General features: G+C 45.6%; 11 protein-coding genes. 10 read left to right on the forward strand and 1 reads right to left on the reverse strand.

Annotated elements, in window-relative coordinates:
* Nucleotides 1-58 precede the first annotated feature (58 nt).
* The 10 genes from fabB to purF all read left to right on the forward strand — a co-directional run bounded on the left by fabB (nucleotide 59) and on the right by purF (nucleotide 14,329).
* On the forward strand, nucleotides 59-1,270 hold the full coding sequence (fabB, locus tag CAG68_RS10835) for a beta-ketoacyl-ACP synthase I (RefSeq protein ID WP_005380557.1): 1,212 nt from the start codon (nucleotides 59-61) through the stop codon (nucleotides 1,268-1,270).
* A 340-nt stretch (nucleotides 1,271-1,610) separates the two neighbouring features.
* Nucleotides 1,611-2,744, forward strand: a complete 1,134-nt coding sequence (locus CAG68_RS10840; RefSeq protein WP_086046945.1) for a 4-phosphoerythronate dehydrogenase — start codon at nucleotides 1,611-1,613, stop codon at nucleotides 2,742-2,744.
* Nucleotides 2,741-3,754 (forward strand): aspartate-semialdehyde dehydrogenase, encoded by a 1,014-nt coding sequence (locus tag CAG68_RS10845; protein WP_005380562.1) that lies wholly within the window; start codon nucleotides 2,741-2,743, stop codon nucleotides 3,752-3,754. Before CAG68_RS10840 ends, CAG68_RS10845 begins: the two co-directional genes overlap by 4 nt.
* Nucleotides 3,755-3,951: 197 nt before the next feature.
* On the forward strand, nucleotides 3,952-8,247 hold the full coding sequence (locus CAG68_RS10850) for a FimV/HubP family polar landmark protein (RefSeq protein ID WP_086046944.1): 4,296 nt from the start codon (nucleotides 3,952-3,954) through the stop codon (nucleotides 8,245-8,247).
* A 142-nt stretch (nucleotides 8,248-8,389) separates the two neighbouring features.
* Nucleotides 8,390-9,184 (forward strand): tRNA pseudouridine(38-40) synthase TruA, encoded by a 795-nt coding sequence (gene truA, locus CAG68_RS10855; RefSeq protein WP_054730670.1) that lies wholly within the window; start codon nucleotides 8,390-8,392, stop codon nucleotides 9,182-9,184.
* Between the two features lie 197 nt (nucleotides 9,185-9,381).
* On the forward strand, nucleotides 9,382-10,308 hold the full coding sequence (gene accD, locus CAG68_RS10860) for an acetyl-CoA carboxylase, carboxyltransferase subunit beta (RefSeq protein ID WP_005380583.1): 927 nt from the start codon (nucleotides 9,382-9,384) through the stop codon (nucleotides 10,306-10,308).
* A gap of 46 nt (nucleotides 10,309-10,354) precedes the next feature.
* Complete coding sequence (folC, locus tag CAG68_RS10865; protein ID WP_005380586.1) at nucleotides 10,355-11,617, forward strand: bifunctional tetrahydrofolate synthase/dihydrofolate synthase; 1,263 nt, start codon at nucleotides 10,355-10,357, stop codon at nucleotides 11,615-11,617.
* A 14-nt stretch (nucleotides 11,618-11,631) separates the two neighbouring features.
* Nucleotides 11,632-12,225: an SPOR domain-containing protein gene (locus CAG68_RS10870; RefSeq protein ID WP_005380588.1), complete on the forward strand. Its 594-nt coding sequence runs from the start codon at nucleotides 11,632-11,634 to the stop codon at nucleotides 12,223-12,225.
* Between the two features lie 61 nt (nucleotides 12,226-12,286).
* Nucleotides 12,287-12,778 carry a CvpA family protein gene (locus CAG68_RS10875; protein ID WP_005380590.1) on the forward strand — a complete coding sequence of 164 codons (492 nt, stop codon included), beginning with the start codon at nucleotides 12,287-12,289 and terminating at the stop codon, nucleotides 12,776-12,778.
* A gap of 36 nt (nucleotides 12,779-12,814) precedes the next feature.
* A complete protein-coding gene (gene purF, locus CAG68_RS10880) occupies nucleotides 12,815-14,329 on the forward strand; it encodes an amidophosphoribosyltransferase (protein ID WP_064368690.1) in 1,515 nt (504 codons plus the stop codon).
* Between the two features lie 65 nt (nucleotides 14,330-14,394).
* Here the strand turns inward: purF and CAG68_RS10885 are convergent.
* On the reverse strand, nucleotides 14,395-15,256 hold an 862-nt coding region (locus CAG68_RS10885), incomplete at its 5' end, for a LysR substrate-binding domain-containing protein (RefSeq protein ID WP_161441138.1).

The following is a 15,256-nucleotide window of genomic DNA, read 5'->3' on the forward strand; positions in this document are numbered from 1 at the left end:
CTTTTGTTGACTATCTTAGTTATCATCTAGCGGATTTTTGAATTATAGGAATGTCATAATGAAACGAGTCGTAATCACCGGTATGGGTATTGTTTCAAGTATCGGTAACAACGTCGAAGAAGTTCTAGCGTCTCTTAAAGCGGGCAAATCTGGCATCACTGCATCTGAGCAGTTCAAAGAACACGGTCTTCGTTCGCAAGTATGGGGTGATCTAAAAATCAACCCGGCGGAACACATCGACCGTAAGCAGATGCGCTTTATGGGTGATGCGGCTGCTTATGCATACCTATCAATGGAGCAGGCAATCGCAGACGCTGGTCTTACAGAAGAGCAGGTTTCAAACGATCGTACCGGTATCGTTGCAGGTTCTGGCGGTGCTTCTGCATACAATCAAACGGTAGCGACAGACACGATGCGCGCCAAAGGCGTAAAGCGAGTTGGTCCTTACATGGTTCCTCGTACTATGTCTTCTACTGTTTCTGCTTGTCTTGCTACGCCATTTAAGATTCGTGGCGTGAACTACTCAATGAGCTCTGCATGTGCAACATCTGCACACTGTATCGGCCATGCTATGGAGCTTATTCAACTAGGCAAACAAGATATTGTTTTTGCTGGTGGCGGCGAAGAGCTAGATTGGTCTCAAACTATGATGTTTGATGCGATGGGCGCACTGTCAACCAAATACAATGACACGCCAGACAAAGCATCTCGTACATACGATGCAGACCGTGACGGTTTTGTTATCTCGGGCGGCGGCGGCATGCTGGTTATTGAAGAACTAGAGCACGCACTGGCACGTGGTGCGAAAATCTACGGTGAAATCGTAGGTTACGGTGCGACATCAGATGGCTACGACATGGTAGCGCCATCAGGTGAAGGCGCAATTCGTTGTATGAAGATGGCGATGCAAGACGTTGATGGTGTGGATTACATCAACACGCACGGCACATCGACACCAGTTGGTGACGTGAAAGAGCTTGGTGCTATCCAACAATTGTTTGGTGAGAACAGCCCTGCAATCTCTGCAACAAAAGCAATGACTGGCCACGCACTCGGCGCAGCGGGCGTGCACGAAGCGATTTACTCAACACTTATGCTAGACAAAAACTTCATTGCTCCAAGCATCAATATTTCAAACTTGGACGAAGCAGCACAAGGTCTGGACATCGTGACAGAAGCACGTGATGCAGAGCTAACGACCGTAATGTCAAACAGCTTTGGCTTTGGCGGCACAAACGCAACTTTGGTTATTAAAAAGTACCAAGGTTAACTGAATTTGTTGGCGCCTTGCGAGAGTACTGTAAACGCCAACAATCCAGTTTCCAGAGCTTGATCAGTCACACTGATCGAACAGACGCAGACTCTATCCCATGGAGAGCGGGATAGGATCCTTTTGTTCTGGAACTTTGCCCGGCTATTTAGCCGGGCTTTTTCTTTTCTCTGTTTCTGCTTTTCTCTAGGCTTCCCGTCAATCGATTCTATAGGAGTTACCTCCTTGAGGTTTATTGGTGTTATATCTTGAGATTTTTCGGGAAAAGGGCACAATCGCTTTAGTTTCGCATCTTGCGAATAAACGAACTCTTACAAATGGATGTTAGAACGCTGGCGCTATGAAAATTATTGTTGATGAAAATATGCCGTATGCTGAAGAGCTATTCAGCCAACTCGGTAACGTAATTCTAAAACCAGGTCGTACACTGACCGCCGATGATTTAGTGGATGTTGATGCCCTAATGATTCGCTCAGTCACCAAAGTGAATGCTGACCTGATCAGCAAAGCAAACAAGCTGAAGTTTGTTGGTACGGCCACGGCAGGCATGGATCATGTTGACCAAGCACTCTTAAAAGAGAAAGGCATTTTCTTCACTGCGGCGCCAGGGTGTAACAAAGTGGGTGTGGCGGAATACGCGTTCAGCGTGATGATGGTGCTCGCTCAGCAACAAGGTTTCTCGGTATTTGACAAGACGGTAGGTATTATTGGTGCAGGCCAAGTAGGTAGCTACCTAGAGAAATGTTTGAAAGGCATGGGTATGAAAGTTCTCATCAATGACCCATTCAAACAAGAGTCTGGTGATCCTCGTAGCTTTACTCCGTTGACAGAACTGATTGAAAGCTCAGACATCATTACACTACATACGCCAATCACCAAAGATGGCCCATACCCAACGCATCATTTGATTGATGAGAAGGTATTAAATGGTCTCCGCAGCGATCAAATTTTGATTAACGCGGCTCGGGGTCCCATCGTTGACAACGTTGCTTTGAAGCAACGTCTTTTGAAAAATGATGGCTTTACAGCGGCACTCGACGTATTTGAATTTGAACCAGAGGTTGATATGGAGCTTCTGCCTCTGCTAGCATTCGCAACCCCTCACGTTGCAGGCTACGGCTTGGAAGGGAAAGCTCGCGGTACAACGATGATTTTCAACAGCTACTGTGAGTTCTTAAATAACGAATTACGTGCGCATGCCAGCGATTTACTGCCAACCGCGCCTGTTCCTACTATGGTATTGGACAGAGCTTGGGACGAAGCAACACTGCATAACATCACGCAGTTAATCTATGATGTGCGTAGAGATGACGCTCTTTTCCGCCGTGAAATCAGTAAGCCAGGCGCTTTTGACCTGATGCGTAAAAACTACTGGGATCGCCGTGAATACAGCGCTGTCACGCTAGTGGGTAACAAAACATGTAACCTTGCTCCATTAGCAGAACTAGGTTTTCAGATTGAGGTAAGTCAATGAGCCAGCAATATAATGTTGCCATTTTAGGTGCGACCGGTGCGGTCGGTGAAACAATTTTGGATGTGCTTCAAGAGCGCAAATTCCCAGTAGGCGAAATCTTCCTACTCGCGAGTGAGCGCAGCGAAGGCAAGACTTATCGCTTCAATGGTAAAACGGTACGCGTTCAAAACGTAGAAGAGTTCGATTGGTCTCAAGCGCATATCGCACTGTTTTCTGCTGGTGGTGAGCTATCAGCCAAGTGGGCTCCAATTGCCGCTGATGAAGGCGTGATTGTTATCGACAATACATCACACTTCCGTTACGAGTACGACATTCCTCTTGTTGTGCCAGAAGTAAACCCAGAAGCGATTGCAGAGTTTCGTAACCGTAACATCATCGCGAACCCGAACTGTTCAACCATCCAAATGCTGGTGGCACTAAAACCAATTCACGATGCGGTGGGCATTGAGCGTATTAACGTATCAACTTACCAATCGGTGTCTGGTGCAGGCAAAGCGGGTATCGATGAGCTAGCAGGTCAAACGGCGAAGCTGCTAAACGGTCTGCCTGCAGACAAGAAGCAATTCTCTCAACAGATCGCGTTTAACTGTATTCCACAAATCGATCAAATGATGGAAAACGGCTACACCAAAGAAGAAATGAAAATGGTGTGGGAAACACAGAAGATCTTTAACGATCCATCAATCACAGTCAATCCAACGTGTGTACGTGTTCCTGTATTCTACGGTCACGCAGAAGCACTTCACATTGAGACTCGTTCACCTATCGATGCACAAGAAGTCGTTAACTTGCTTGAGCAAACTGACGGTATCGAAGTGTTCCACGGTGAAGACTTCCCTACACAAGTTCGCGATGCGGGCGGTAAAGACCATGTAATGGTTGGCCGTATCCGTAACGATATCAGCCATCATAGCGGCGTAAACCTGTGGGTTGTTGCTGATAACGTGCGTAAAGGCGCGGCAACTAACGCGGTGCAAATCGCAGAAGTTCTGATCCGCGATTACTACTAAGTCGCTTACAGTTCATTTCAAAGCCTCGCACAGTGCGAGGCTTTTTTGTACGAACGAAACAAAATAGTGTGAGATTAGTACGAATATGGCGAGAGCCACACATTTTTTATTCTCAACGCTATAGTTTTGCATGCGATATCCGATATATTTAACCGATCACCATTTCAAATTGTATTTAGCACAAAACTGAGCCTTCTATGCGTCAAAATTATAAGCGTTTGTTAGCAGCCCTTGTGTTGATGAGCGCGACTCAGACATCATCAGTGGTTCAAGCCGAAGGAATTCGTCTTGTTGGACCGTCTGGTGAAGTGCAATCATCTCCGAGCTATGCTGAAGATATTGAGCGAGCATTACCTGCTCCTCCTGCGAATACTCAACCGTCACGTTTCTTTGGTCCGACTGGTGAAAATCAAACACTATGGTCGATCGCTTCAGAATTACGACCTTCACGCGGTGTTACCGTTCAACAAACGCTTCTTGCCATTTACCGAATTAACCCTCAAGCGTTTGAGAACCAAAACATTCATGAATTGATCCCAGGGAGTCGGCTACGAGTACCTTCTCTAGAGCAAGTGCAAAGCGCGACCACAGCGCAAGCTGTTGCGATTATGAAGGCGCATGAAGCTAAGTTAAAACAGCCGAAGCCGACAAATAGAGCGACGCCAGCACAACGAGTCACCGAGCAACCAAAGCCACAAATTAAAGTAGAACCCAAGCCTGCGACTAAGCCAGAGACAGTGGCAGCAAAGGAGCCAAAACCAACTCCGAAAACAATACCCGTCATCCCTGCGCCACCAGTAACCACCTCTCCGCAGGGTGAAAAGCAGGTCAGTGCGCTGAAGGACAAACTTCAAGGCTCACAAAGTGAATTAGAGTCATTAGAAGAGAAGAACCATCGTCTTCGATTGATGCTGTCAGAAGTGCAAAGCGAAGTCGAAACTTTGAAAAGCGAGCTGAATGACGAAGAACGCATTCGCTCAGAAGTCGAGAAACTGCTTGCAGAAGAGCGCCAGCGCCTTGCTGAACAACAACGCATGCAACCAAGCACCATGGACAAAATTTTGTCTAATGGTTGGCTTGTTGGTCTTGCGGCATTAATTCCTGGTGCTTTGATTGCGTTGCTAGTTGTTATGCTTCTTGGTCGACGCTCTAAAGCGAAAGAGGAAGAAGCGGCTGCACAGGAACAGCAAAACGTTGATCCTCTTGCGGCGCCAATCGGTTTAGCGGTGGCGGATGAGCTGGATGAAGAGCTCACGCTTGATGATGAATTGTTTGCAGATGAAGATATCAACACACAGTCTTTACAAGAAGAGAAGTCAGATTTAGAAGAAGACGTCTTTGCTAACCTCGACGATGAAGAACTTGATTTCAATCTGGAAGGGGACGATGACCCATTTGCAGATATTGGCGATGACGGTGACCTAGATGTTGGTCTGGATGAGTTTGAGTCATCGAACAATGGTATCCAAGTCAACGGCGAAGAAAAGGCGCTTGGTTTAGAAGAAATGGAGCGAGCCTTAGATGAGGTTGCTCCAGAACTAGAAGTGCTCGATGACGATGAGTCTGGCTTCGATCTTTCGGATGATGCGAATGAGAAATCAGACTCGCTTTCAGACGACGCATTTGCCGAGTTACTTGCAGCTGATGAGCCGTCAGAAGAGTTACCAAGTGACACTGTCGACCAGGATATGCTTGATGACTTGTTTGCTGAACTTGGCAACGATGACTTCGATTTAGATACTGATGAGCCTGAGTTAAAACAGCCCGTTTCGGATGATGACTTTAGTGTAGGAGAGGCATCTGACGACGATATCGATAAGCTATTGGCCCAGTATGAACAACCGGCTAGTGAATCGGAAGTTCGAGAAGCTGACGCCAATGAAGGTCCTGTTCTAGATGAAAACAGTACAGAGCTACTCGATGAACTCATTGATTTTGATGAAGATGACACAGACGAGTTTGATCCACTAAACGAGCTAGAAGCAATCTCTGGTTTTGAAGGTGATGACTCGATCGAAGAGTTAGACGCAGATAGCACAGACTTACTGGATGAACTCATTGATGATGTTACCTCTGAACTTGATGAAGAGACTGAAGCTGATTTAGATCCGTTTGATGATCTGATTCGAGAGGACGAGAGCCCAGAGCAGAATAAATCGGAAGAGGAAGAGTTACTGAAATCACTTGGTTTTGGTGAATCAGACGCCGACGAAAAGCCATCTCCCGTAGTTGAGTCAGAACAAACTCATGAAGATCAGGACATTGAGTCTGGGTTGGACATCGACGCTTTATTAAGTGAAAGCCAGCCAGACACGCAACAAGCTGTAGAAGATCAACCATTAACCGAGCCAGAAGCTACTTCAGAGCCATTTAGCAGCGATGAATTTCTTGGTGATTTAGAGGACCTCTCACCAGAGAATGATCCTTTAATGAGCGAGCTAGACGACCTATTTGAGTCAGACAGTGAAGAGCTTCTGCCAACAGAACAAGAAAAAGCGGATTTTTCTGCTGAACTTGACGCTCTATTTGATAGTGAAGACGATTTACCGCAGCAAGTTGAAAAAACACAAGCGGAGATAGAGGAAGCTTCATCACTACAGCAAGAGGCTACCGATACTGATTCAACACAAGAACCATCCGTGGAGTCCGATGCTGAGGTACAGCCTCACGTTGAGCAAGAGGAAGACATTCCAGCCTTCACGCCGACACCAAATACAATAGAAAATGAATTCGGTGTTCCACAAGAAGAAGATTGGCTACTGGATGAGCCTGAATTGGAGCCGGAAACTGAGTCGACCAACGATTCAGAAGAAGAATTCAATTTTGATGAGCTAGATTTGCCAGAATTCAGTGAAGAAGATGCTCTAGCATCTATGGCTGGCGAACCTGCGTTAGAAACGTCCGAGTCCGTTGAGTCAGAACAAGTTGAAGCAGGCTTACCAACTGAATCAGAAGATGAATTCAATTTTGACGAGCTGGATCTTCCTGAGTTTAGTGAAGAAGATGCTCTAGCATCTATGGCTGGCGAACCTGCGTTAGAAACGTCCGAGTCCGTTGAGTCAGAACAATTTGAAGCAGGCTTACCAACTGAATCAGAAGATGAGTTCAATTTTGACGAGCTGGATCTTCCTGAGTTTAGTGAAGAAGACGCATTGGCGTCTATGGCGGATGAGCCGGAGTTAGAAACGTCCGAGTCCGTTAAGCCAGAACAAGTTGAAGCCGACTTGTCAGCTGAGTCCGAAGAAGAGTTCAATTTTGATGAGCTCGATTTGCCAGAGTTCAGCGAAGAAGACGCATTGGCGTCTATGACGGATGAGCCGGAGTTAGAAACGTCCGAGTCCGTTGAGCCAGAACAGGTTGAAGCCGACTTGCCAGCTGAATCAGAAGATGAATTCAATTTTGACGAGCTGGATCTTCCTGAGTTTAGTGAAGAAGACGCATTGGCGTCTATGGTGGATGAGCCGGAGTTAGAAACGTCCGAGTCCATTGAACTAGAACAAGTTGAAGCCGACTTGCCAACTGAGTCCGAAGAAGAGTTCAATTTTGATGAGCTCGATTTGCCAGAGTTCAGCGAAGAAGATGCCTTGGCGTCGATGGAAGAAGAGCCAGAATTACCGAGCTCTGAGACTGCAGATATAGAACCAATCTCCGGTGAGGATGAAGAGTTAAGTTTTGACGACCAAGATCTTCCAGAGTTCAATGAGGAAGATGTTCTCGCGTCAATGAACGAGGGTGCGTCAGAGAGCCCTAAGGTTGAAGCAGAGACATCGAGACCAGCTATTCAAGCCGATAACGATCATGATGCTTTGTTTGAAGTATTTGCGCAGCAAAACGGCTTTGATACTGACCCAGAAGTGCAGCCAACAGCGACAGAGGGTGAGCCGCTCAGTAATTTGGATGATGAATCATCAATGGCTAACCTTCTTGCGGAAGACGCAAACTCAGAAGTATTTGAAGGTAAACTAGACAGTGACACCATCGCAAGTGCAGGTATGGATTTTGAAACCATGCTTGATGTTGGAGATGATTGGGATGGCTTTAAACCCGCTGCTGATAACGTAAGTTCTACTGAAGAAGTGCCTGAGGACCAGCGTGATGTTTGGAATTCGAGTGATGCACTAAGTCAGCCAGAGATCGCGCAAGAAAACTGGGCAGAGCAAAGCGACTTGGATGATTTCGACCCGAAGAAAAATCAATTTATGACGATTGATGAATTGATGGCTCAGGTCGACAGAGAAGGTGGTGAGTTCGAAGAAGAAGACCTTAAGCTCGATGTCGGATTGAACGAGTTTCCAGATGTTATCGGCGAGATCGGCGATATTGACGTAGATAACAATGCTGAAGCGGCTGGGAAACTGGATTTGGCTAAAATCTATCTCGAGATGAACGATTCTCAAGGGGCGATTAAACTACTAGAAGAGGCGATTGTTTACGGTGAGGATGATATTCGCCGCGAAGCAAAAAGCCTGATTGACGCCATTAATGGCCGATAAACCGAAACAAAAGGGTAGCGTTTGCTACCCTTTTTGTGTCCCGTTAGTAGGATGCTACCTTTATGTCACCCTTGGTGAAACTGGCAACTTGAGGTGACTTGAGTATATACTTCCCGCCCCATTTTAGAGTTCGAAGGTTAAGATGAGAATCGCATTAGGTATCGAGTACAACGGTACAAACTACTTTGGTTGGCAGCGCCAAAGAGAAGTGAAAAGTGTCCAAGAAGAGCTAGAGAAAGCATTGTCCGTCGTCGCTAATCACCCAGTTGAAGTTCAGTGTGCTGGTCGGACAGACGCAGGCGTGCATGGCACGGGACAAGTTGTGCACTTTGATACCAACGTTACTCGAAAAATGGTAGCTTGGACCATGGGCGCAAACGCGAACATGCCAAGCGATATAGCGGTTCGTTGGGCTAAGGAAGTTTCAGATGATTTCCATGCAAGATTCTCAGCGACAGCTCGCCGTTATCGTTACATTATTTTCAATCATGCTTTACGTCCAGGCATCCTAAACTCGGGGGTTAGTCACTATCATGGTGAGCTCGACGAGAAAAAAATGCATGCAGCAGGGCAGTTCCTACTTGGCGAAAATGATTTTACGTCGTTTCGCGCGGCGCATTGTCAGTCTCGCAGCCCATTTCGAAACTTGATGCATCTGAACGTTACGCGCCATGGGAACTATGTGGTTATTGATATTAAAGCTAATGCGTTCGTGCATCATATGGTTCGTAATATCACGGGTAGCTTGATAAAAGTTGGACGTGGCGAAGAGAGTCCTGAATGGATCAAGTGGTTATTAGAAGCCAAAGATCGCAAACTAGCGGGTGCGACAGCGAAAGCGGAAGGTCTGTACCTGGTAGATGTAGACTACCCAGAAGAGTTTGGGTTACCTGAAGTGCCGATCGGTCCACTGTTTTTACCAGATAATTTGAACTAATTTTACAAACTTATTTCAAAATATCGGTAGTGTTTACATTGAATGTGAACGGAAAACATACGCTATTTACGATATCAAAAATAGGTACAACCAGTTTTTTATCTACAGTAGCTGCAAGATATGGTTTAATCCGTCGGTATTATGTCGAATTTATATCTTTCGCAATGAAGCGGAAGAGTTGAGAGAAAAGGTCTTCCATGAGTTGGCTTGAAAAGATTTTAGAGAAAAGCAATCTAGTAAGTTCACGCAAAGCTTCTATCCCAGAAGGTGTGTGGACTAAATGTACCTCTTGTGAACAGGTTTTATACCATGCTGAACTAGAGCGTAACTTAGAAGTTTGTCCAAAGTGTAACCATCACATGCGTATGAAAGCGCGTCGTCGTTTGGAAACATTTTTAGATGAAGGTAATCGAGTTGAATTAGGTTCTGAACTTGAGCCACAGGATAAACTGAAATTTAAAGATTCTAAGCGATACAAAGAGCGTATCTCTGCTGCACAAAAAAATAGCGGTGAGAAAGATGCGCTAGTTGTGATGCAGGGTGAATTGCTTGGTCTGCCGCTTGTGGCGTGTGCGTTTGAATTCTCCTTTATGGGTGGTTCAATGGGTTCAGTCGTTGGTGCTCGCTTTGTGAAAGCAGTGGATGCAGCCATTGAAAATAACTGTGCGCTTGTTTGTTTCTCAGCAAGTGGTGGTGCTCGTATGCAAGAGGCTTTAATGTCTCTTATGCAAATGGCAAAAACCAGTGCTGCGCTTGAGCGTTTATCAGAAAAAGGTCTGCCGTTTATTTCTGTTCTAACTGACCCTACAATGGGTGGTGTATCAGCAAGTTTGGCTATGTTGGGTGATATCAACATCGGTGAACCTAAGGCCCTGATTGGCTTTGCTGGTCGTCGTGTAATCGAGCAAACAGTGCGTGAAGATCTTCCTGAAGGTTTCCAGCGTAGTGAGTTCCTACTTGATCACGGTGCTATTGATATGATCGTTGACCGTCGTGAAATGCGTCAGCGTGTGGGTGGTCTTATCGCTAAGATGACTAACCACAAGTCTCCTTTGGTGGTTTCGGTTAACGAATCTCCAAATGAAGAGCCATATTCTGTACCAGAAGCGGACGAAAAAGGGTAAAGTATCAACTAACATAAAAACCAAAGAATTTAATGGTTAAAGTTAGATGACCCAAAACCCAATTCCTCAAGCCACATCTTCATTAGAGATGTGGCTTGATTATTTAGCAAATATTCATTCCTCAGCAATTGATCTAGGCTTAGACCGTGTCCAAGCGGTAGCAAACAAAGCCAATCTTACCAAACCAGCTCCAACCGTAATCACCGTTGCTGGAACCAATGGCAAAGGCTCAACGTGTGCGTTAATGGAAGCCATTTTACTTGATGCTGGCTATTCAGTCGGTGTTTATAGTTCTCCGCACCTGATTCGTTACAACGAGCGTGTACGCATTAATGGCGTTGACGTTGTAGATGCCAAGCACTGTGAAGCATTCGATTATGTAGAAAAGCAGCGTGGTGATGTTAGCCTTAGCCTCTTTGAATTCGGTACGCTTGCTGCGCTACGTATTTTCCAAGTAGAGAAAGTTGACGTTGTCTTACTTGAAGTAGGACTTGGCGGCCGTCTAGACGCCACTAACGTTGTTGACCATGATGTTTCTGTTATTACGAGCTTAGCGATCGATCATGTGGATTGGCTTGGTGATGACATCAATGTTATTGGTTTTGAAAAAGCGGGCATTTACCGTTCAGGGAAGCCAGCAATTTGTGGTCAACCGACGCCACCAGCGACCGTGGCGGCTCATGCTGACGATATTGGTTCTGAGTTCTTCCAAGTAGGTATTCAGTACGATTACCAACTAACTGATAATGGTTGGAAATGGAGCAGTGGGGCATTTGAGTTAGAGGATTTACCAATCCCATCGCTACCATTACAAAATGCAGCCACTGCACTGATGGCACTAGGGGCTTCGGAATTGCAAATCACTGACATAAATATTGTCAATGGCTTGAATAATGCTCGTTTGGCGGGGCGTATGCAAGTACTGCATCACGAACCTGAAATAGTCCTTGATGTCGCTCATAACCCGCACTCTGCTGAGTATTTGGTAGAAAGAGTGAAGCAACAATATCTGGGTAAGAATATCCATATTGTGGTTGCAATGCTGCATGACAAGGACATTAAAGCAACCATTGAAGCGCTAACTCCAGTTGCAACACAATGGTATCCAGCGTCGCTTACTGGACCGAGAGCGGCGACCGCTGATGAATTGTGCCAATACTTACCTGATGGGCAAGTTCATTTTGAAAACCCTGTTGACGCCTTCGAGAGTGCGAGAAGCCACGCAAAGGCAGGAGACGTTATTCTGGTGGTTGGCTCATTCCATACCGTCGGAGAGGTATTGGAACATTGGCAATCAAATAATAAATAAGCAAAGGTATTTTGATGGCAAGTAAATTCCAAAGTCGTTTAGTCGGCACCATCATTCTAGTCGCAGTCGGAGTCATTGTTCTTCCCGATGTGCTAGATGGTAAGAAACTGCACTACAAAGAAGAATTTGCCAGTATTCCTATCAAACCAGAACTTGATAGTGATGTGGAAAACTTCGAAATATTAGAGCCAGTGGAAGACGACATTACGTTACCGGATTCTCCGGTTGAAGCTGTAGTGCAAGAACGTGAGGATGCTCAAGTAGCCGTTTCTGAGCCCGAGCCAGTGCCAACATCTAAACCTGAGGTCATCAAACAACCAGAGCAAGTTGAGGTCGTCACTCGTCCTGTTCAAGAGAAAAATCAATATGAAGATTCAGCTTGGATCATTCAGTTGATGGCACTTAAGAATCACGAAAATGCTGTCGCGCTTGTCGCGGATTTGCAAAAGCGTGGTTATCAAGCTCACACAAAGAAAGAAAACGAGTTTACGAGAGTGATTGTTGGCCCTGATGTGTCAAAAAGTAAACTTGAACGACAAGTTCAAGAATTACAAAAAATTACAGGTTCAAAAGGTCAATTGCTTAAATTTAAGCCATTAAATCCATAAGAAAACGTTTGCGTCAGCATTTTTTCTGTTAAAATGCGCGCCAACTTAAGATGAAGAAAAGATGAATTGGATAGATTTTATCATTTTAGGTGTGATCGGATTTTCAGCTCTGATCAGTTTAGTTCGCGGTTTTGCTAAAGAAGCTTTGTCTTTGGTGATTTGGTTCGGAGCGTTTTTTATCTCCAGTAATTACTATGCCAAATTGGCGGTGTACTTCACCAACATCGAAGATGATATGTTTCGTAACGGAGCGGCGATTGCGGCGTTATTTGTCGCAACCTTGGTAGTTGGTGCAGTGGTGAATTACGTCATTGGTCAACTGGTACAAAAAACAGGGCTATCAGGTACGGACCGAATTCTCGGGATTGTATTTGGTGGTCTACGCGGAGTCTTAATTGTTTCTGCGGTGCTGTTTTTTATGGATGCGTTTACTGCATTCCCAAGCTCGGATTGGTGGAAAGATTCACAGTTGATCCCTGAGTTCAGCCGTATCATCGCCCCATTCTTCGAGCATTTACAAGCAACATCAAGTTTTCTGTCTGGCACTATCTAGTAGTGCCAGCTACTGTCGCAAATCGAGGATTAGGACATGTGTGGTATTGTTGGAATCGTGGGCACAACGCCTGTAAACCAGTCTATTTATGACGCGTTAACGGTGTTACAGCATCGTGGCCAAGATGCCGCTGGTATTTGTACCATAGAAAGCAATCGTTTTCGTCTGCGTAAGGCGAACGGTTTAGTCAAGGATGTATTTGAAGCAAGACACATGCAGCGCCTGCAAGGCGAGGTCGGAATTGGTCATGTTCGTTACCCTACAGCAGGCAGTTCAAGTGCTTCAGAAGCTCAACCTTTCTACGTAAACTCTCCTTTCGGTATTACACTTGCCCACAACGGTAACTTGACTAACGCTAACGAAGTTCGTCAGAAGCTGTTTGAAAAAGATCGCCGTCATATCAATACCACTTCAGACTCTGAAGTATTACTAAATGTACTGGCGCACGAAATTGACTCAGTAAAAGGAAATGTCACGACCGAAGACGTATTCCGCGCAGTCACCAATGTTCATCGCACAATTCGCGGTGCTTATGCTGTGACCGCCATGATCATTGGTCATGGTATGATTGCATTTCGTGACCCACACGGTATTCGCCCGCTGTGTTTAGGTAAGCGTGAAGTTAACGGCAGAGCAGAGTACATGGTTGCGTCTGAATCGGTGGCATTGGATGCGGTCGGTTTTGATTTCGTCCGTGATGTTGCACCTGGTGAAGCGATTTACGCAACGTTTGACGGTGAGCTTTACACGAAGCAGTGTGCAGATAATCCTAAGCTTAACCCTTGTATTTTCGAGTTCGTATACTTTGCTCGTCCAGATTCGTTCATCGATAAAATTTCGGTATACAGCGCTCGCGTTGAAATGGGTAAAAAGCTAGGCGAACGTATTCGTGAAGATTACGCAAACCTTGATATCGATGTTGTCATTCCTATCCCTGAAACGTCTTGCGACATTGCACTGCAAATCGCTCAAGCGATCGATATCCCTTATCGCCAAGGTTTCGTGAAAAACCGTTATGTTGGACGTACGTTTATCATGCCTGGCCAGCAACAACGTAAGAAATCAGTACGTCGCAAGTTGAATGCTATTCGTTCGGAATTCAAAGGTAAGAACGTGTTGCTGGTGGATGACTCTATTGTTCGAGGTACAACGTCAGAGCAGATTATTGAGATGGCTCGTGATTCTGGTGCCAAGAAAGTGTACATGGTCTCAGCGGCCCCTGAAGTTCGTTTCCCGAACGTATATGGCATTGATATGCCAAGTGCTACAGAGCTTATTGCCCATGGCCGTGACAACGATACAATTTGTAAGCAGATTGGTGCCGATGCGCTTATTTATCAACGTCTAGAAGATTTGGTAGAAGCTGTAAGTCTTGGAAATCAAGACATTACTCAGTTCGATACTTCCGTGTTTAACGGTGAATACGTAACGGGTGATATCGACCAACAATACCTAGATTTTTTAGATGGTCTTCGTAACGATGATGCGAAAACACAACTTGAAATCCAACAGGACTTAGCAAACCTAGAGCTTCATAACGAAGGCGCATAGGATGCGCTTTCTTAAGTCGTAAAAAAACCAGAGCTTCGGCTCTGGTTTTTGTTTTCGCTATCTAATTAGTGAATGTTATAAGCGATCACAAAGTCAATAAAGAGGCGAACTTTCTCTGGCAGGTGATCTTTGTGGTTGTAAAGCATATAAATGTCGCGCGGGTTTGCACTCCAATCTGGCAGTACGCGTACCAAATCGCCGCTCTCGATGTACTCTTTGATCATGACATCTGGCATTAGGGTGATGCCTAAACCTTCGGAACAAGCGCTGCGCACCACATTGAGCGCGTTTGCTTGAAAACGACCACGATCAACATTCACCACAGACTCGCCTTTGCTATTAATCAAGGTCCACTTAATAAGCGGGTACCCTTTTAGCAATGAATGGTTAGAGAGCTCTTCTGCATGATGTGGCGCAGGATTCGAGGTTAGATAGTCAGGGCTTGCAACGAGAATATCCTTCACTTCGCCAATCTTACGCGCGATGAGGCTAGAGTCGCGTTGCGGTCCCACTCGAAAAATTACATCCCATTCAGTAGGGTCAAGCTTGTCCGCATTATTCTCTGTCGTTAGCTCAATGTTGATGTCCGGGTACTGCTTCATAAAGCTGTTGAACATCGGCATCATCATTCGTTTAGTTAAGTTGTAAGGCGCGGATATCTTAATCTTGCCGGATGCTCCTCGGCAGTCGTCAGTGATTTCCTCTGCTGCGGTTGTTAGCCTTTGTAGTAAAGGAGAGCACTCATGGTAAAAACGTTCCCCTGCTTCAGTGAGCGAAAGTTTGCGAGCATGACGGTTCAATAGTCGAAGATTGACAGAGTCTTCTAGCGCTTGAATGCGTCGGGTGATGGTCGCAACCGGGATCATGGTTTTTCGCGAAGTTGCGGTGTAGCTCCCATTTTCGACAACCAGTCGAAACAGGTTTAAG

Origin of the sequence: Vibrio sp. V42_P2S4T144 (genome assembly GCF_009904715.1) — a bacterium.
Classification (GTDB): domain Bacteria; phylum Pseudomonadota; class Gammaproteobacteria; order Enterobacterales; family Vibrionaceae; genus Vibrio; species Vibrio alginolyticus.